This is a genomic window from Sinorhizobium sp. 7-81 (genome assembly GCF_030124405.1).
Classification (GTDB): Bacteria; Pseudomonadota; Alphaproteobacteria; order Rhizobiales; family Rhizobiaceae; genus Sinorhizobium; species Sinorhizobium psoraleae.
On the sequence record NZ_JASKLT010000001.1, the window covers coordinates 1,307,195 to 1,323,518 of the forward strand.

At 60.7% G+C, this 16,324-nt stretch carries 17 protein-coding genes; 9 read left to right on the forward strand and 8 right to left on the reverse strand.

Annotated elements, in window-relative coordinates; all coding sequences use genetic code 11:
* Positions 1 to 58: 58 nt before the first annotated feature.
* The 3 genes from argC to QN224_RS06290 form a co-directional block, all read right to left on the reverse strand.
* Positions 59 to 991, reverse strand: a complete 933-nt coding sequence (argC, locus tag QN224_RS06280; protein WP_283975949.1) for an N-acetyl-gamma-glutamyl-phosphate reductase — start codon at positions 989 to 991, stop codon at positions 59 to 61.
* Between the two features lie 191 nt (positions 992 to 1,182).
* Entirely contained in the window at positions 1,183 to 2,139 is a 957-nt protein-coding gene (gene speB, locus QN224_RS06285; protein ID WP_283975950.1) for an agmatinase, read from the reverse strand.
* 192 nt (positions 2,140 to 2,331) lie between these two features.
* Positions 2,332 to 3,123: a phenylalanine 4-monooxygenase gene (locus tag QN224_RS06290; protein ID WP_269276641.1), complete on the reverse strand. Its 792-nt coding sequence runs from the start codon at positions 3,121 to 3,123 to the stop codon at positions 2,332 to 2,334.
* 112 nt (positions 3,124 to 3,235) lie between these two features.
* Between QN224_RS06290 and QN224_RS06295 the strand changes: the two genes are divergently transcribed.
* Positions 3,236 to 3,709, forward strand: coding sequence for an Lrp/AsnC family transcriptional regulator (locus QN224_RS06295; protein WP_173510292.1), 474 nt, complete (start codon positions 3,236 to 3,238; stop codon positions 3,707 to 3,709).
* A 69-nt stretch (positions 3,710 to 3,778) separates the two neighbouring features.
* Here the strand turns inward: QN224_RS06295 and rpsI are convergent, their stop codons facing one another.
* The 3 genes from rpsI to QN224_RS06310 all read right to left on the reverse strand — a co-directional run bounded on the left by rpsI (position 3,779) and on the right by QN224_RS06310 (position 5,370).
* Positions 3,779 to 4,246 carry a 30S ribosomal protein S9 gene (gene rpsI / locus QN224_RS06300; protein ID WP_173510291.1) on the reverse strand — a complete coding sequence of 156 codons (468 nt, stop codon included), beginning with the start codon at positions 4,244 to 4,246 and terminating at the stop codon, positions 3,779 to 3,781.
* Positions 4,247 to 4,248: 2 nt separating this feature from the next.
* Positions 4,249 to 4,713, reverse strand: a complete 465-nt coding sequence (gene rplM, locus QN224_RS06305; protein WP_173510290.1) for a 50S ribosomal protein L13 — start codon at positions 4,711 to 4,713, stop codon at positions 4,249 to 4,251.
* A 225-nt stretch (positions 4,714 to 4,938) separates the two neighbouring features.
* A complete protein-coding gene (locus QN224_RS06310; RefSeq protein WP_269276637.1) occupies positions 4,939 to 5,370 on the reverse strand; it encodes a PaaI family thioesterase in 432 nt (143 codons plus the stop codon).
* 135 nt (positions 5,371 to 5,505) lie between these two features.
* On the opposite strand from QN224_RS06310, the gene QN224_RS06315 reads away from it, so the two are divergent.
* Entirely contained in the window at positions 5,506 to 6,327 is an 822-nt protein-coding gene (locus QN224_RS06315; RefSeq protein WP_269276635.1) for an enoyl-CoA hydratase, read from the forward strand.
* Positions 6,328 to 6,330: 3 nt separating this feature from the next.
* On the opposite strand, the gene QN224_RS06320 is transcribed toward QN224_RS06315, so the two are convergent.
* Positions 6,331 to 7,167: an EamA family transporter gene (locus QN224_RS06320; RefSeq protein WP_283975951.1), complete on the reverse strand. Its 837-nt coding sequence runs from the start codon at positions 7,165 to 7,167 to the stop codon at positions 6,331 to 6,333.
* Positions 7,168 to 7,365: 198 nt separating this feature from the next.
* Between QN224_RS06320 and QN224_RS06325 the strand changes: the two genes are divergently transcribed.
* The 3 genes from QN224_RS06325 to QN224_RS06335 are packed head-to-tail and all read left to right on the forward strand — an operon-like array spanning position 7,366 to position 9,491.
* Positions 7,366 to 7,794 carry a CoA-binding protein gene (locus tag QN224_RS06325; RefSeq protein ID WP_283975952.1) on the forward strand — a complete coding sequence of 143 codons (429 nt, stop codon included), beginning with the start codon at positions 7,366 to 7,368 and terminating at the stop codon, positions 7,792 to 7,794.
* A 21-nt stretch (positions 7,795 to 7,815) separates the two neighbouring features.
* Positions 7,816 to 9,099 (forward strand): O-acetylhomoserine aminocarboxypropyltransferase, encoded by a 1,284-nt coding sequence (locus tag QN224_RS06330; RefSeq protein ID WP_283975953.1) that lies wholly within the window; start codon positions 7,816 to 7,818, stop codon positions 9,097 to 9,099.
* 47 nt (positions 9,100 to 9,146) lie between these two features.
* Positions 9,147 to 9,491, forward strand: coding sequence for a cupin domain-containing protein (locus QN224_RS06335; protein ID WP_283975954.1), 345 nt, complete (start codon positions 9,147 to 9,149; stop codon positions 9,489 to 9,491).
* 146 nt (positions 9,492 to 9,637) lie between these two features.
* Here QN224_RS06335 and QN224_RS06340 read toward each other — a convergent pair whose 3' ends face one another.
* Positions 9,638 to 10,885, reverse strand: coding sequence for a cytochrome P450 (locus QN224_RS06340; protein ID WP_283975955.1), 1,248 nt, complete (start codon positions 10,883 to 10,885; stop codon positions 9,638 to 9,640).
* Between the two features lie 216 nt (positions 10,886 to 11,101).
* Between QN224_RS06340 and QN224_RS06345 the strand changes: the two genes are divergently transcribed.
* From QN224_RS06345 to clpX, 4 genes are all read left to right on the forward strand, one after another.
* A complete protein-coding gene (locus tag QN224_RS06345) occupies positions 11,102 to 11,959 on the forward strand; it encodes an endonuclease/exonuclease/phosphatase family protein (RefSeq protein ID WP_173510282.1) in 858 nt (285 codons plus the stop codon).
* Positions 11,960 to 11,978: 19 nt separating this feature from the next.
* Positions 11,979 to 13,538 carry a phospholipase D family protein gene (locus tag QN224_RS06350; RefSeq protein ID WP_283975956.1) on the forward strand — a complete coding sequence of 520 codons (1,560 nt, stop codon included), beginning with the start codon at positions 11,979 to 11,981 and terminating at the stop codon, positions 13,536 to 13,538.
* A gap of 251 nt (positions 13,539 to 13,789) precedes the next feature.
* The gene (gene clpP / locus QN224_RS06355; protein ID WP_173512527.1) at positions 13,790 to 14,422 is read left to right on the forward strand and encodes an ATP-dependent Clp endopeptidase proteolytic subunit ClpP; all 633 of its coding nucleotides are present in this window, start codon (positions 13,790 to 13,792) and stop codon (positions 14,420 to 14,422) included.
* 287 nt (positions 14,423 to 14,709) lie between these two features.
* Positions 14,710 to 15,987 carry an ATP-dependent Clp protease ATP-binding subunit ClpX gene (gene clpX, locus QN224_RS06360; protein WP_136504267.1) on the forward strand — a complete coding sequence of 426 codons (1,278 nt, stop codon included), beginning with the start codon at positions 14,710 to 14,712 and terminating at the stop codon, positions 15,985 to 15,987.
* Positions 15,988 to 16,324: the final 337 nt, after the last annotated feature.

A 16,324-nucleotide genomic window follows, 5' to 3' on the forward strand; every position in this document is an offset into this window, starting at 1 on the left:
GAATGGTCAAAGAAAAACCCGCGGCGCTGGAACGTGCCGGGGGTTCTTTTTTGTCCTGTCAGGCCGAAAGCATCAGGTCCATGTTCTGGACCGCTGCGCCCGAGGCGCCCTTACCGAGATTGTCGAGCACGGCGACGAGATTGACGTGCGTGCCGCCGCTCGTGCCGAAGACGAAGAGCTTCATCGTGTCCTTGCCGGCAAGCTCCGTCGCGTCGATACGGGCGAGTTGCGCGCTTTCGGCAAGCGGAGCGACCTCGACGATCGACTGGCCGGCATAGTGCTCGACGAGTGCTGCATGGATGCTTTCTAGTGTCGCGCCGGCGGCAAGATCATCGAGATACAGCGGCACTTGCACGATCATGCCTTGCGGGAATTTACCGACCGACGGCGAGAAGATTGGAGCGCGTTCGAGCAGGCCGTGCATCTTCATTTCCGGCACGTGCTTGTGCTTCAGCGTGAGCCCGTAGAGGAAATGCGGCGCGCTGATGTGGTCCGGGTTCTTCTCGTCCTCCATCTGCGCAATCATCTGCTTGCCGCCGCCGGTATAGCCGGAGACCGCATTGACGGTAACCGGGTAGCCGTCCGGCAGGATGCCGGCCTGGCGCAGCGGCCGGATCAGGCCGATGGCGCCTGTCGGGTAGCAGCCTGGGTTGGCGACATGGCGTGCTTCGCGGATCTTGGCCGGCTGCGCCTTGTCCATTTCGGCGAAACCATAGGCCCAGTCGGGCGCGACACGATGCGCTGTCGACGTGTCGATGATGCGTACGCGATTGTTGCCGGCGACCATCGACACTGCCTCGCGCGATGCGTCGTCAGGCAGGCACAGAATGGCGATGTCGGCATCGTTGAGCAGGTCTTCGCGCATCGCTGCGTTGCGGCGCTCCGCTTCCGGGATCGACAGCAGTTCGACATCCGTACGGCCAGCCATACGGGTGCGGATCTGCAGCCCGGTGGTGCCATGTTCGCCATCGATGAAGATCTTCGGTTTCATGATTTACCTGTTCCTGCAGACGGTTACGGAAATTTCCGGAATCAGTCTGGCATAGAATTGAATCAATTTCTTACTGCATGTTTCCTTAGATCGTATCCGATTTTAAGGATAAAAACATGCAGCGATCAAAGTGCTACAGCGTCCTTTGCGCGTCTGGTCAGACGCGCGGCGCTGTAGCGGTCGCTGCGAAATCAGCCGCGCCTTTCCGCGAGCCATTCGGCACGCAGGCCCAGCATATACATGGCGATCGTCGAGCCAGCAATGGCGGTCATGTCGGCATGGTCATAGGCGGGCGCCACCTCGACCACGTCGCTACCGACGATGTGGAGGGCACCGAGCTTGCGCAACACCGAGAGGATCTTCGCGCTCGAAGGACCGCCGGCGACCGGTGTACCCGTGCCGGGTGCATAGGCCGGGTCGAGGCAATCGATGTCGAATGTCAGATAGGCCGGCTTGCTGCCGACATGTCGGACGATTGTCTCGGCAATCTCCTCGGCGCGCATCTCCTCGACCTCGTAGCCATAGACGATCCTGATGCCGCAATCCTCGGGAGCATGGGTCCTGATACCGATCTGGATCGAACGCTCGGCGTCGATCAACCCCTCGCGCGCGGCGCGGCCGACGAATGAGCCATGGTCGATGCGGCCTTTCTCGTCGGGCCAGGTATCCTGATGGGCGTCGAACTGAGCGAGGGCGAGGGGGCCATGCAGGGCGGCGTGAGCCTTGAGCACGGGATAGGTGACGAAATGGTCGCCACCGAGCGTCAGCAGATAGGCGCCGGACTTCAGGATCTTCGCCGCCTCACGCTCGATCGTTGCGGGCGTTCTGGTATGATCGCCGTAGTCGAGCAGGCAGTCGCCATAGTCGATCGTCGCCATGTCGGCAAAGAGATCACGCTCGAACGGATATTGCGGATCGTTGTCGAAGATGGCGGAGGCTCGGCGTATCGCCTGCGGTCCGAAACGGGCGCCGGGACGATTGGAGGTCGCTGCGTCGAAGGGAATGCCCCAGACGACGGTATCCACGCCCTTCAGCTTCTTGGTGTATTTCCGCCGCATGAACGAAAGCATGCCGGCATGGGTCGGATCGGACGCCGCCGACGTAAGTGATCTTGCCGTAATCGCGTGGTCGATTGTCTTGTTTGCCATTCCCGTCTCCCGCCAGATCGGCGGGACGTTGGACAATCAATGCCGGCAAGGCAATAGCTTGCCGGCAAAATCATGTGCATTCTACAGCGCCGCGCGTCGGACGCGCCAAGGACGCTGTAGCACTTTGAGTTGCTGCATGTTTCCGTCCGTAAACCGGGTGCGATTTACGGACACATGCAGTAGGGCAGCCCCTCAGGATGCCTTGGCCTCGAAGGTCGGCGCAAAATCACCAAGCCTCTTGGCTTCATTGATCCGAGCCGTGATGTCCTCCTCAATAATCGTCTCGAGCTGGGCGAAGCTGTCGATGACATAGTAGATCGGCTGGACGATATCGATGCGATAGGGCGTCCGAAGAACGCTCATCAGGTCGAAGGGGCGGAATTCGCAGTCCATCGTCTCCATGGCATGGCGCGTCTCGCTCGTTGACGAGACGATACCTGCGCCGTAGCAGCGCCGGCCCTTCGGTGTGTTGATCAGGCCGAACTCCACTGTGAACCAGAAGAAGCGGAACAGGTGCCACGAATAGTCCTTGCCGAGCTTGACCGCCTTCTGGCCGAAGCGCCGGACGAAATTGGCGTAGCTCTGGTTGGTCAGCAGCGGACAATGGCCGAAGACCTCGTGGAAAAGGTCCGGTTCCTCGATATAGTCGATGTGCTCCCGCCGGCGCATGAAGGTCGCGAGCGGGAACTTGCCCTGCGACAGCAGTTCGTAGAAACGTGAAGGCGGAATGAGCGCCGGCACGCCCTCGACGCCGAAGCCCGTGGTTTCGGCGAGCCTCGCGTTAACGTCCTTGAGTTGGGGGACATGGTCCGGCTTGAGGCCGAGGGTCCTCACGCCTTCGAGATATTCGTCGCATGCCTTATCGGCAAGCAGCTTCATTTGCCGCCGATAGAGTTCGCCCCAGACCGCATCCTCCTCCGGTGTATAGAGATAGGTGCCGTCCGGTTCCGGCAGCTTCGCGGTGTAGGTGCTTTGCTTGGTCATGACGTCTCCTCATTCGTCAGAACAGATTGCTGTTGCAATTGTATCCCCAACGGGCTGAGTATTTGTTTCACAGTTGCCGGTTGCCGGCTTCCTGACGGGAGGAAATTTCGAAATGCCGTCAGATTTGAAGGAAACGTTCCAACCGTTGCGTCGATTGCTTCGCTTGATCCAGGCTGACGGCGGCCAGTCGCTCGCGGAGCTGGCGGAAAAGGCCGGGATGTCGCAAAGCTCGGCCTGGCGCCGGCTGCAGGAACTCGAGGCCGATGGCGTGATCCGCAAACGCGTGGCGCTGCTTGATCCGGCAAAGCTGGATCTGAAGCTCTGCATCATCGCCCATGTGACGCTCGAGGATCACCATGACGAGGCGATCGCCTCTTTCTCGGCCGTGGTCAGGGACAGGCCGGAAATCATGGAATGTTACGCGCTCTCCGGCACGTTCGACTACATGCTGAAGATCCGGGCGGCGGATGTGGAAAGCTATGACGCGTTCATGACGCGCTACCTGATGCGCAATCCGCATGTGCGAACGGTGGTGTCGAGCTTCGTACTGAGGGAGCTCAAGTCGACCACGGAATTGCCGATCTGACCCTTGAAATGAAGCAACGAAAAAAGGCCGGGACATGCCCGGCCTTGGAAATGCGGTAACTGCCAGCGATTAACGCTTGGAGAACTGGAACGAACGGCGTGCCTTTGCACGGCCGTACTTCTTGCGCTCGACCACGCGGCTGTCGCGGGTGAGGAAGCCACCGCGCTTCAGAACGGAGCGCAGGCCCGGTTCGAAGTAGGTGAGGGCCTTGGCAATGCCGTGGCGAACGGCACCGGCCTGGCCGGAGAGACCACCACCGGCGACGGTCGCGTCGATGTCGAACTGGCCGTCACGGGCAGCGGCGACGATCGGCTGCTGCAGGATCATCTGCAGAACCGGACGGGCGAAGTAAGCCACATAGGGCTTGCCGTTGATGGTGATCTTGCCGGAGCCGGGCTTGACCCAAACGCGGGCAACGGCGTCCTTGCGCTTGCCGGTCGCGTAGGAGCGGCCCTGCGCGTCGACCTTCTTGACGTGAACCGGAGCAGCCGGTTCCGCGGTCGTGGCGATATCCTTGAGAGCGGAAAGGTCAGCCATTATCAGGCGCTCCTTGTGTTCTTGCTATTCAGCTTGGCGACGTCCAGGACGGTCGGCTGCTGTGCTTCATGCGGGTGGTTGGAGCCGGCGTAGACACGCAGGTTCTTCATCTGACGACGGCCGAGCGGGCCGCGCGGAACCATGCGCTCAACGGCCTTCTCGATGACGCGCTCCGGGAAGCGGCCCTCGATGATCTGGCGCGCGGTGCGCTCCTTGATACCGCCGGGATAGCCGGTGTGCCAGTAGTACTTCTTGTCGGTGTACTTCTTGCCGGTGAGGACGGCCTTCTCGGCATTGATCACGATGACGTTGTCGCCATCGTCAACATGCGGCGTGAACGTGGCTTTGTGCTTGCCACGCAGGCGGTTTGCGATGATGGAAGCGAGGCGACCGACAACGAGGCCTTCGGCATCGATGATGATCCACTTCTTCTCCACCTCTGCAGGCTTCTGAACGAAGGTTGCCATATCTAAACTCTTTCGTTGGACCCGGAAGCATAGCGCCGGGCTTTTCTTGTTGCTTGGTTTGACCCGCAGGGCGGGCCAAAAAAGAAGGCGGCCCGACGGGGACCGCGATCTGAGCGCAGCTTATACGGAAGTGTGAAAAAGCCGTCAAGGGTGTCTTCTTGCGAGGCTTGAAAGAATGTGTCGAAAAATCAATTGGTTAGATGTGTGGTGGTACGATACCACAAGCTAACGCGGCGGAATCGAGTAAGTCGCGGTTGCGTGGGCAACCAGTTCCTCCCCACCGACGGGCGTTATCGAAGCGTCGAGGACGGCAAGCCGTTTGCCGAGTTTCAGGATCCGGCAGGTGCATTCGAGCGGCTCCGGCTCCGGTTTTCTCAGGAAGTTGATGTTGAGGTTCGTGGTGACGGCAAGAGCAATCGGGCCGATATGCGCAATCAGTGCGATGTAGGCGGATACGTCGGCAAGAGCGAACAACGTCGGCCCGGACACCGTGCCGCCGGGGCGAATATGGCGTTCGTTCGGATCGAGCCGCATCGTTGCAAAACCCGGCCCGGTAGCGGTCACGGCAAAAACCTTTCCGTCCGTATGGACCTGCGGAAAGTCGGTATCGAGGAAGCTGTTTAACTCTTCGACTGTCATGATAGGCTGCAGCTTCATCGCTATCCTCCTCTTTCATGTCCTCGTTACAGGCTCTTCGTGCCGATCGTGCAAGCCGGAAAATGGTCTTAGGGTTGAAAGAGCGGCCACGGCGGCGTACCACGCGTCATCCACGGATACCATTCGGAGAAGGTCATGGCGGACGTCGTCTCATTCAGGAAGGAAGAACCGAACGGCTTGCTGCTGCGCGAGGCAAACGGCCCGGTCCTGCGGCTGACGCTCAACAATCAGCCGGCGAATGTCCTTTCGATCGCCCTGATGGAAGCGCTTCTGACAGAGCTCGGGGCGGCCGCCTCCTCGAAGGACATCAAGGTGATCGTGATTGCGGCCGCGGGCAAGCTCTTCTCCGCCGGCCATGATCTCAAGGAGATGACCTTGCACCGCGCCGACGAAGATCGCGGCCGGGCCTTTTTCGAGCGCACGATCCGGCTTGCTGCAGACCTTATGCTGAAGATCACCCGGCTACCGCAAGCGGTAATCGCCGAGATCGACGGTTTGGCGACGGCTGCCGGCTGCCAGCTGGTGGCAAGCTGCGATCTGGCGATCTGCACCGACAGTTCGACGTTCTGCACGCCCGGCGTGAACATCGGTCTGTTCTGTTCGACGCCGATGGTGGCGCTCTCGCGCGCGGCGCACCGCAAGCAGGCAATGGAGATGCTGTTGACGGGCGAGACGATCGATGCCGCCACGGCCAAGGATTTCGGGCTCGTCAATCGCATCGTGCCGCAGCAGTATCTGCGCCAGGTAGTCGACAAATACGCCGCCATCATCGCCTCGAAGTCGCCGCAGGCACTGAAAATCGGCAAGGAAGCTTTCTATCGGCAAGCCGAAATGCCGTTGGCCGACGCCTATGATTATGCTGTCGGCGTGATGGTCGAGAACATGCTTGCCGGCGATGCGGAAGAGGGCATCGGAGCCTTTCTCGGCAAGCGCATGCCGGAATGGAAAGAGGACTGATCGTCAAGCAAGTCTGAGGAGCAGGGCGCCGAGCGCTATGACGGAAGCGGCGGCGATCCGCCAGACGCTGACCCGCTCCTTGAGGAAGACGATAGAGATCACGACCGCGAAGAGGATCGACGTTTCCCGGAGCGCCGCGACCGTAGCAACCGGCGCCTTGGTCATGGCCCAGAGCGCGAGGCCGTAGGCGCCGAGCGATCCAGCCCCGCCGATCAGCCCGCGCCACCAGTGCTGGCGGACATGCCGCAAGACCGGTTTCACCCCGCGCCGGATGAACGCCCAGGTGAAGAGAAGCACCGGCGGCAGCAACGCCATCCACAGCGTATAGGAAATGGCATTGCCGGAAATCCGTGCCCCGATGCCGTCGACATAGGTGTAGCACGCAATCACGCAGGCATTGGCGAGTGCCAGCAGCATCGCGTGTTTGCCGCCCTTGCGGGATTCGAAGGCGAGCGTCAGCACACCGGCGCAGATCGTCATGATGCCGGCGACGGCCCCGCTGCTCAGTTCCTCGCCGACAATGATGCTGCTCGTCGCGGCGACGATGAGCGGTGCGACGCCGCGCATCAGTGGATAGACGAGACCGATGTCGCCGGCACGATAGGATGCCGCAACCAGCTGGAAATAGACGAACTGGAAGACTGCCGAAGCCAGGATAAAGGGCCACGCTCGGGATGTGGGGAGCGGTAGGAAAGGCAGGAAAGGCACGGCCACGGCCGCCGCGCCGAGCGCAATCATGGCGGCGTCCAGCGACTTTTCCGAGCCCGCCTTGACGAGTGCGTTCCAGGTTGCGTGCAGAAGCGCCCCGAAAAGGACAAGCACGATAACGTCAAGTGGCAAGGTAACCTCGGCGGGACGATGTGGGACGCTTGGGGGTTGTGGAGCTGTGCTGGACGAAATGCAACCAGATTCCATCAACCGATGGTCAAATGTCGGGACCATTGTTGAAATGGCGACCGATCCTGCCCGCTTCGGTTGACTTGTCGGCGTGCGAGGCCAAGTATCCACGCATGTGAATGACCCTTGGATGTGCCCAGCATGAATCACGACGCCTACCCGGACTATTATCTCGCCGACATCCTGCGCACGACGAAGACTATCGCGCTGGTCGGCGCCTCGCCGAAGGCCGAGCGGCCGAGTCACCGCGTGATGGCCTTCCTGCTGCGCAAGGGATATCGCGTGATCCCGGTCAATCCGGGCCAAGCCGGCAGGACGATCCTTGACCAGCCGGTCGTGGCGAGGCTCGCCGATATAAAGGAGCCGATCGACATGGTCGACGTCTTCCGCGCCGCCCACGCGCTGCCAGCGCTCGTCGACGAAATCCTCGAGCTCCCCTCGTTGCCGAAGGTGATCTGGGGACAGCTGTCCGTTCGCGACGACAAGGCCGCGGCCAGGGCGGAGGGCGCCGGGATCAAGGTCGTCATGGACCGCTGTCCCGCGATCGAATATCCGCGCCTTATCGGCTAAATGGTGGTTCAGGAGGAATGAATGACGAAGGCGGGCCCGGGTTTCAGCACGCTTGCAATTCACGCCGGGGCGCAACCCGACCCGACAACGGGCGCGCGCGTCACGCCGATCTACCAGACGACGAGCTTCGTTTTCGACGATACCGATCACGCTGCCGCACTCTTCGGCCTGCAGCAGTTCGGCAACATCTACACCCGCATCATGAACCCGACGCAAGCGGTGCTGGAGGAGCGCATCGCCGCGCTCGAAGGGGGCACGGCGGCACTCGCGGTCGCCTCGGGACATGCCGCACAACTCCTGGTCTTTCATACGATCATGCGGCCGGGCGACAACTTCGTCGCTGCAAAGCAGCTCTATGGCGGCTCCGTCAACCAGTTCGGCCATGCCTTCAAATCGTTCGACTGGCAGGTTCGCTGGGCGGACTGCGCGGATCCTGCAAGTTTCGATGCCAAGATCGATGAGCGGACAAAGGGAATATTCATCGAAAGCCTCGCCAATCCCGGGGGTACCTTCGTCGATATCGAGGCGATCGCCGAGGTGGCGCGCAGACACGATTTGCCGCTGATCGTCGACAATACGATGGCGACGCCCTACCTGCTTCGACCGCTGGAGCATGGCGCAGACATCGTCGTTCACTCGCTGACCAAGTTCATCGGCGGCCACGGCAATTCGATGGGCGGGATCATCGTCGATGGCGGCACCTTCGACTGGTCGAAATCGGGCAAGTATCCACTTCTTTCCGAGCCGCGTCCGGAATATGCCGGTGTCGTGCTGCACGAAGTCTTCGGCAACTTCGCCTTCGCGATCGCGGCGCGCGTGCTCGGCCTGCGTGACTTCGGGCCGGCGATCTCGCCCTTCAACGCCTTCATGATCCTGACCGGCATCGAGACATTGCCGCTCAGGATGCAGCGCCATTGCGACAATGCGCTGGCCGCAGCGAAATGGCTGAGGGAGCACGACAAGGTATCCTGGGTTCGCTATTCCGGTCTGGATGATGATCAGAACAACGCGCTACAGAAACGCTATTCACCGAAGGGAGCGGGCGCCGTCTTTACCTTCGGTCTCAAGGGCGGCTACGAGGCCGGAAAACGCTTTGTCGAGGGGCTCGAATTGTTCTCGCACCTCGCCAATATCGGCGATACGCGGTCGCTCGTCATTCATCCTGCGTCGACCACCCATCGCCAGCTGACGCCGGAGCAGCAGGTCGCAGCAGGTGCCGGGCCCGACGTCATCCGCCTCTCGATCGGCATCGAGGACGTCGCCGACATCATCGCCGACCTTGACCAGTCCCTGGCAATGATCTGAGAAAGGCGCGACGCGGCGTTCAGGCGCGTTTGCCAGATAGGTGCATCATGAGCAGTTTCTTGAAGTTCGATCTGTCTTCTGCAGAAGCGGAAATTGGAGCGCCGGCGCCTGACCGGCTGATTTCCGGAAACCCGCAGTTTCGCACCTGGAACTTGGAGGAGACGGATGGTGGCCTCTACGCAGGCATCTGGGAGGCGACGCCCGGAAAGTGGCGGATCGTCTACGACGAATGGGAATATTTCCACGTTCTGTCCGGCCATTCGATCGTAACCGAGGAGGGGCAGGAGTCCGTCCACCTCAGAGCCGGCGACAGCATGATTCTCAGGCCCGGTTTCAAGGGAACCTGGGAAGTCGTTGAAACGACTCGCAAGGACTATGTTATCCGGCTGTAGCAGGGAGATTTTGAGGCCGTTTGGCGCAAGAACATCGTCATAATGCTGGCGCTCTTCCGGGCGCGCATGGTACTCGCGCCCAATCTCTCCCGCGATCGACCGGCGGAACGCTACGGGGTGCAGCGCGCCGAGGCCGTCTGAGCCGTCTACCAGACGAGATCCAGGCGCTCCAGACCGTGAAAATGGAAGCTGTCCTTGACATGCGGCTCGTGCTTGAGCCGCATCCCCGGCAGACGCTGAAAAAGGATCGGCAGGGAAAGCCTGAGTTCGAGCCGCGCCAGCGGCGCGCCTATACAGAAGTGCAGACCCGCACCGAACGAAACATTGGGGCCCTCGTCCCGGTCGGGTTTGAACGTATCGGGCGCCGAGAACTTCCGCGGGTCTACATTGGCTGCACCCAGCATTAGTCCGATTTTGTCGCCCTTCTTCAGGGTGATGCTATCCTCGAGCTCGATATCTGCAAGCGCATAGCGCTGGAAGATATGCAGCGGTGCCGCGAAGCGGAGGCATTCTTCGATGGTCCGTTCGCTCGTTTGCTCATTTGCGAAGAGTTCAATGGGGGAAAGACCCGATTGCAGGATCGTCCGCACCGCATTGCCGATCTGGTGGACCGTCGCCTCATGGCCGGCATTCAAGAGCAGGACCGCTGTCGAGATCAGTTCGGCGTCCGACAGTCGTTCCCCGTCCTTTTCGGACGTGATCATATGCGTTAACAGATCGTCGGCCGGATTGGCGCGCTTTTCAGCGATGATGTCTGTCAGGTAGGCGGCGAATTCCGCCGACGCTTGATTGGCGTCGAGCTCGGTTTCGAAAGTCGGATTGAACACGTACATCCGGACCATGCGATGAGACCAGTCGAGGAGGCGAGGGGCCGCTTCCACCGGAATACCAAGCATGCGCGCGATGATCGTCACCGGGATCGTCTCGGCGTAGGTCTTCAGCAATTCCACCTCGCCGTTCTTCTCAAAACCATCGATGACGGCGTGCGAGAGCGCCTCGATCTCCGGTCTCAGCTGCTCGATCTGCCGCGACACGAAAGCGCGGTTGACGAGCGTCCTGAGCCGCGTGTGCGCCGGCGGCTCCAGTTCCAGCAGCGAATGTGCCTCCAGCGCATCGAAATCCTTCAGATGCGGTTTCGGCTCTGGCATCCCGAGTTCCTCGCGCGTCGCGACATGCAGGATCTGGCGGCCGAAACGGCGGTCGCGCAGAAGGCCGTTCACCTGGTCGTAGCCCGCAAAATACCATTGCTGCGGCTCTTCCCAGAAGAAGGCGGGACATTGTGCATGCAGCGCTGCATAGGCGGGGAGCGGATTGCGGAAGAAATCCGGATTGCGAACGTCAAGAGAAACGCGCCGGGTGGAACCGTCGATGGAGATACCGGGAATTACAGGCATGACTCAACTCTTCACGTAAGGATAGGCTCGCTGCTTCATCTGCATCTCTATTGCGCCGGATGCAGGTACCGCAAGCCTAATCAGCCGGCGAACGTGCGTGCGGCTCACGACGGGAGCCCCGCGATCCGACGGAAGGAACAACATGCAGGAGCCGGGCTTTTTCAGTGGCACGGGGCGACTTATTTGAGCATGATGCGGCAGCAAGCAGGGAGCGGCATGGCAAAAGTACAGAACAGTTTATCCGCGGGCATTCTTGCGGCGATCCGCAAACGACGGCCCACGGTTATTGGGCGCGATGCGGCGGTGGAGCGCGGAGACATCGTCATAGCCTCCTACAATATCCATAAATGTGTCGGGACCGACGGCCGGTTTGACCCGGCGCGCACGGCCCAGGTCATCAGCGAGATCGGTGCGGATATCGTCGCCCTGCAGGAAGCGGATCAGCGTTTCGGCGAACGCGCCGGGCTCCTCGACCTCGAGCACCTGCGGCGCGAGGCCCATCTGGTTTCCGTGCCGATCTCGCCCTTTTCAGCCAAGGGGCACGGCTGGCACGGCAACGTCCTCTTGCTGAGAGAAGGGGCGGTTTCCGATCTCCGCCAGTTGAAGCTGCCCGGTGTCGAGCCGCGCGGCGCCCTGGTCGTCGATCTCGACCTCAAGGCCGGGCCGCTGCGGGTGATCGCCGCTCACCTCGGCCTGTTGCGCCACTCCCGGGCGCGGCAGGCCGAAGCCATTCTGCGTGCCGCAGCCGATGGGGTCGGGCGGCCGACGCTGCTTATCGGCGATCTCAACGAATGGCGCATGGGCAAGCGTTCATCCCTCAGTTTTCTGAGCCCGATCTTCGATCCTTCGCACGCGGCCGTCGCCAGTTTTCCGTCGCGTTTTCCGCTTCTTCCGCTCGATCGTGTGCTTGGCAATCCGCATCATCTGGTGACGTCCGTGGCGGTCCACGACACACCCCTGGCGCGCGTTGCCTCGGACCATCTGCCGGTCAAGGCCTCGATTGACCTGAAGGCGGCTCACAAAAGCGATAACGATCCGGTTCGCGCCGAGCTGATTGGGACGGGCTCGGCGTAGCAGGCTGAGGCGGCGTGCGATGATCCCCTGGTTTGCGGTCTCTCTTGCCGTTCTGATCGCCCTCGTCGGCGCGATGATCCTTTATATCTATGGACGGCTCGGACGCCGCCCCCAGGCGCAGCCATCCTTTGCACTGCCCGTCGCCGAGAACGAAACCGCGATCGACCTGGATATCGGCCAGATCCTGCTCGACCATCCCCATCAAAACGGCGTCGCGCTGATATCCGACAGCATCGAGGCCTTTGTCGCGAGAGCGCACTCCGCGCGGCGAGCCGGGCGCAGCCTCGACCTGCAATATTATTACTGGAAGGACGATCTGACCGGTTTTCTGCTGACGCGCGAACTCGTCATGGCCGCCGACCGCGGCGTGCGCATTCGATTGCTGCTCGATGATATCAATGCAGGGATCCATGACCGCCTGTGCATCTCGCTTGACGCGCACCCGAATATAGACGTCCGCCTGTTCAATCCAAGCCGCGCGCGAAGGGACCGCTTTCGGCGGGGTTTCGAAATGGCCATCCGCGCCTTCAGCGCAACGCGCCGCATGCACAACAAGCTTTGGATAGCGGACGGCCGGCTCGCGATCGCCGGCGGGCGCAATATTGGCGATGCTTATTTCGACGCTGCCGAGCTTTCGAACTTTCGCGACCTGGACGTCTGGATGATAGGGCGGGTCGTCGATCAGGCGACGGAGATGTTCGATCGCTATTGGAACAGCGCCTCCGTCCTGCCGATCGCGGCGCTGCGCACGCCGCGCAAGCAATATCTGCCGGCCCTGCGCGAAACGCTCGATGCGCTTTCCCGCACCGCCGCCGCGCGTTTCTATCTGGAACGGGTAGGCAAGGCCGTCGCTGAGAAGGGTTGCTTTCGGGGCAGCCGACCGCTCCACCGGAGCGCCGATGTCCGTATCGCTTTCGATCCGCCTGAAAAGGCGCTGATGCAGAAGCGCCAGAATTGGCTGCTGCGTGAACTCTTTCCGCTGATCAATGCCACCAAGCGCGAGTTGCGCATCATCTCGCCCTATTTCATACCGGGCGCCGAAGGAACGCGCGAACTGACGGCTCTCGCCAGGAAGGGGGCGAAGGTGGCGGTGCTGACGAATTCGCTCGCGGCGACGGACGTCGCCGCCGTGCATGGCGGCTATATGAAGTATCGCAAAGGGCTACTGCGCGGCGGGATCGATCTTTTCGAACTCAAGGAACGCGGCGATTTCATCGACCGTCACCGCATGTCGCTGTTCGGCGCCCGCAACGCGAGCCTGCACACCAAGGCCTTCGTTATCGATGGGATGATCGGATATGTGGGCTCGATGAATTTCGATCCGCGCTCCGCCTCGCTCAACACCGAGATGGGTGTCGTGTTCTCGGATGAGGCGCTGGCCGCAGAGCTGCAATCGATATTCGACGACGAGACCTTGCCGGAGACGAGCTATCGGCTGGGGTTGGAGAACGGCAGGCCGGTCTGGCGCGATCGCACGAATGGAACGGAAAGATTGCTGCGGCGCGAGCCGGATGCCGGCATTCTTCGGCGGTTGATTGCCGGCGCAATCCGCTTCTTGCCGCTGGAATCCCAACTTTGAAGCGCGCGCTCTTCATGCGCGGGCGCGGTTTACCGATTGTTTACTGACGCATTGGGAATGCCTGTGAGCAATCCTGCAAGGAGGGCGTGTGCAGGAGAGCGGACCTTGAGGCGGATAGCCCGCGACCATTATGCCTATCGAATGTTCGCGACTTGAAGTGAAGGGCATTGACACTCTATGTAAGGGTAGAGGCTTATCCGATGATTCCCGGTCCGCGAAGGGATTGCGGGCCCGATTGATGAAGGTTCGATATGAGAAATCCAGTTGATACGGCCATGGCGTTGGTGCCGATGGTTGTTGAGCAGACCAACCGCGGCGAACGTTCCTACGATATCTATTCGCGTCTGCTCAAGGAGCGGATCATCTTCCTGACGGGCCCGGTCGAAGATCATATGGCAACGCTCGTCTGCGCCCAGCTGCTTTTCCTCGAGGCTGAAAACCCGAAGAAGGAAATCGCGCTCTACATCAACTCGCCCGGCGGCGTCGTGACGGCCGGCATGGCGATCTACGATACGATGCAATTCATCAAGCCGGCGGTCTCGACACTCTGCATCGGACAGGCGGCATCCATGGGTTCGCTGCTATTGGCGGCGGGCCACAAGGACATGCGTTTTGCGACGCCGAATTCCCGCATCATGGTGCATCAGCCTTCCGGCGGCTTCCAGGGTCAGGCATCCGACATCGAGCGGCATGCAAAAGACATTCTGAAGATGAAGCGCCGGCTGAACGAGGTCTATGTCAAACACTGCGGACGGACCTACGAAGAGGTCGAACAGACGCTCGATCGCGACCATTTCATGAGTTCTGACGAGGCTCTGGACTGGGGGCTGATCGACAAGGTGATCACGTCGCGCGAGGCCGCCGAAGGCGTCGAATCGGCTTGACATCAAGCGTTTGTGTCGCCACCGATGCAATTGTGACACATTTGTAATTGCTAAGGGGCTTTATCGGCAGGGTAAAGCCGTTAATATGAACCAAAGCGCTATGTTGGAGTTTGAAACATAGCGGTCGGGTTTCGGCGGGAGAGTCGTTGCGGCCGAAATTCAGGCGTTTGCCTGTACGGTGAGTACTCCCAAGAACCTTGCGAAGGGCGGTGGGCTTTTACGCAAGGCGGATTGAGTGGTCCGGGATATCTTTCCGAAGGTGTCCGGCGTGCTGGAAGGAAGTGGAAATGAGCAAGGTCAGCGGTAGCAACGGCGGTGACTCGAAAAATACCCTCTATTGTTCGTTTTGCGGCAAGAGCCAGCATGAGGTTCGCAAGCTGATCGCAGGGCCGACCGTATTCATCTGCGATGAATGCGTGGAACTTTGCATGGACATCATCCGCGAAGAGAACAAGACCTCGATGGTCAAGTCGCGCGATGGCGTTCCGACTCCGCAGGAAATCATCAAGGTTCTCGACGAATACGTCATCGGTCAGCAACAGGCCAAGCGCATCCTGTCGGTCGCCGTGCACAACCACTACAAGCGCCTCGCGCATGCCGCCAAAAGCAGCGACGTGGAACTGGCGAAGTCGAACATCATGCTTGTTGGCCCGACCGGCTGCGGCAAGACGTATCTGGCCCAGACCCTGGCCCGGATCATCGACGTTCCCTTCACTATGGCCGATGCAACGACCTTGACGGAAGCGGGCTACGTCGGTGAGGACGTCGAGAATATCATTTTGAAGCTGCTGCAAGCGGCCGACTACAACGTCGAGCGCGCGCAGCGCGGCATCGTCTATATCGACGAGGTCGATAAGATTTCGCGCAAGTCGGACAATCCTTCGATCACCCGCGACGTCTCGGGTGAGGGCGTGCAGCAGGCGCTCTTGAAGATCATGGAAGGAACCGTGGCGTCCGTGCCGCCGCAGGGCGGCCGCAAGCATCCGCAGCAGGAGTTCCTGCAGGTGGACACGACCAACATCCTCTTTATCTGCGGTGGCGCGTTTGCGGGCCTCGACAAGATCATCTCGGCCCGCGGTGAAAAGACGTCGATCGGCTTCGGCGCCACCGTCCGCGCTCCGGAAGATCGCCGCGTCGGCGAGGTATTGCGCGAGCTCGAGCCGGAAGATCTCGTCAAGTTTGGCCTTATCCCCGAGTTCATCGGCCGTCTGCCGGTTCTGGCGACGCTCGAGGATCTCGATGAGGACGCATTGATCCAGATTCTTTCGGAACCGAAGAACGCTCTGGTCAAGCAGTATCAGCGTCTGTTCGAAATGGAGGACGTCGAACTGACCTTCCACGAGGACGCTCTGCGGGAAATCGCTCGGCGCGCCATCGTGCGCAAGACTGGCGCGCGCGGTTTGCGTTCGATCATGGAAAAGATCCTGCTCGACACGATGTTCGAGCTGCCCACGCTGGAAGGCGTTCGCGAGGTTGTGATTTCGGACGAGGTAGTCAAGGGAACCGCGCGGCCCCTCTACATCTATTCGGAGCGGTCCGAAGAGAAGACCAACGTTTCGGCCTAACGGCGCCATCACGATTGTTTGAAAAAGCCCGCCACGTGCGGGCTTTTTCATATTGTGCAATAGCTGTTGAGATACGGCCGCAGCCCGTTCGATTTAATGAAACGGTTGTTGCTAAAGTGCGGCAACAACGCGATGATGCGACGATTCAGTGAAGGCTCGTTTGCTGCCTGTCGTTGATGTTTCAGCGTCCCGTCGCAAGGTCCGCAACAGCGTCCTGGCATAGGGATCGGAAACTATCCGTGAAGGAGGAGGCTGCGCCGTACCTTGAAAAGGCCGCTCTTGCTCTCCACTTTCATGTAGAAAATATGACAGCCGGGAGTGCCGTAGGGCTCCCGGG

Excerpts from the sequence above, each read along its gene's own strand:
- argC (WP_283975949.1), bottom strand. The coding sequence starts at position 991 with ATGAAACCGAAGATCTTCATCGATGGCGAACATGGCACCACCGGGCTG.
- QN224_RS06290 (WP_269276641.1), bottom strand. The coding sequence starts at position 3,123 with ATGACCAAGCAAAGCACCTACACCGCGAAGCTGCCGGAACCGGACGGC.
- QN224_RS06315 (WP_269276635.1), top strand. The coding sequence starts at position 5,506 with ATGGCGGACGTCGTCTCATTCAGGAAGGAAGAACCGAACGGCTTGCTG.
- speB (WP_283975950.1), bottom strand. The coding sequence starts at position 2,139 with ATGGCAAACAAGACAATCGACCACGCGATTACGGCAAGATCACTTACG.
- QN224_RS06310 (WP_269276637.1), bottom strand. The coding sequence starts at position 5,370 with ATGAAGCTGCAGCCTATCATGACAGTCGAAGAGTTAAACAGCTTCCTC.
- clpP (WP_173512527.1), top strand. The coding sequence starts at position 13,790 with ATGAGAAATCCAGTTGATACGGCCATGGCGTTGGTGCCGATGGTTGTT.
- QN224_RS06295 (WP_173510292.1), top strand. The coding sequence starts at position 3,236 with ATGCCGTCAGATTTGAAGGAAACGTTCCAACCGTTGCGTCGATTGCTT.
- QN224_RS06350 (WP_283975956.1), top strand. The coding sequence starts at position 11,979 with ATGATCCCCTGGTTTGCGGTCTCTCTTGCCGTTCTGATCGCCCTCGTC.
- QN224_RS06335 (WP_283975954.1), top strand. The coding sequence starts at position 9,147 with ATGAGCAGTTTCTTGAAGTTCGATCTGTCTTCTGCAGAAGCGGAAATT.
- QN224_RS06340 (WP_283975955.1), bottom strand. The coding sequence starts at position 10,885 with ATGCCTGTAATTCCCGGTATCTCCATCGACGGTTCCACCCGGCGCGTT.
- QN224_RS06345 (WP_173510282.1), top strand. The coding sequence starts at position 11,102 with ATGGCAAAAGTACAGAACAGTTTATCCGCGGGCATTCTTGCGGCGATC.
- rplM (WP_173510290.1), bottom strand. The coding sequence starts at position 4,713 with ATGGCAACCTTCGTTCAGAAGCCTGCAGAGGTGGAGAAGAAGTGGATC.
- QN224_RS06330 (WP_283975953.1), top strand. The coding sequence starts at position 7,816 with ATGACGAAGGCGGGCCCGGGTTTCAGCACGCTTGCAATTCACGCCGGG.
- QN224_RS06325 (WP_283975952.1), top strand. The coding sequence starts at position 7,366 with ATGAATCACGACGCCTACCCGGACTATTATCTCGCCGACATCCTGCGC.
- clpX (WP_136504267.1), top strand. The coding sequence starts at position 14,710 with ATGAGCAAGGTCAGCGGTAGCAACGGCGGTGACTCGAAAAATACCCTC.
- rpsI (WP_173510291.1), bottom strand. The coding sequence starts at position 4,246 with ATGGCTGACCTTTCCGCTCTCAAGGATATCGCCACGACCGCGGAACCG.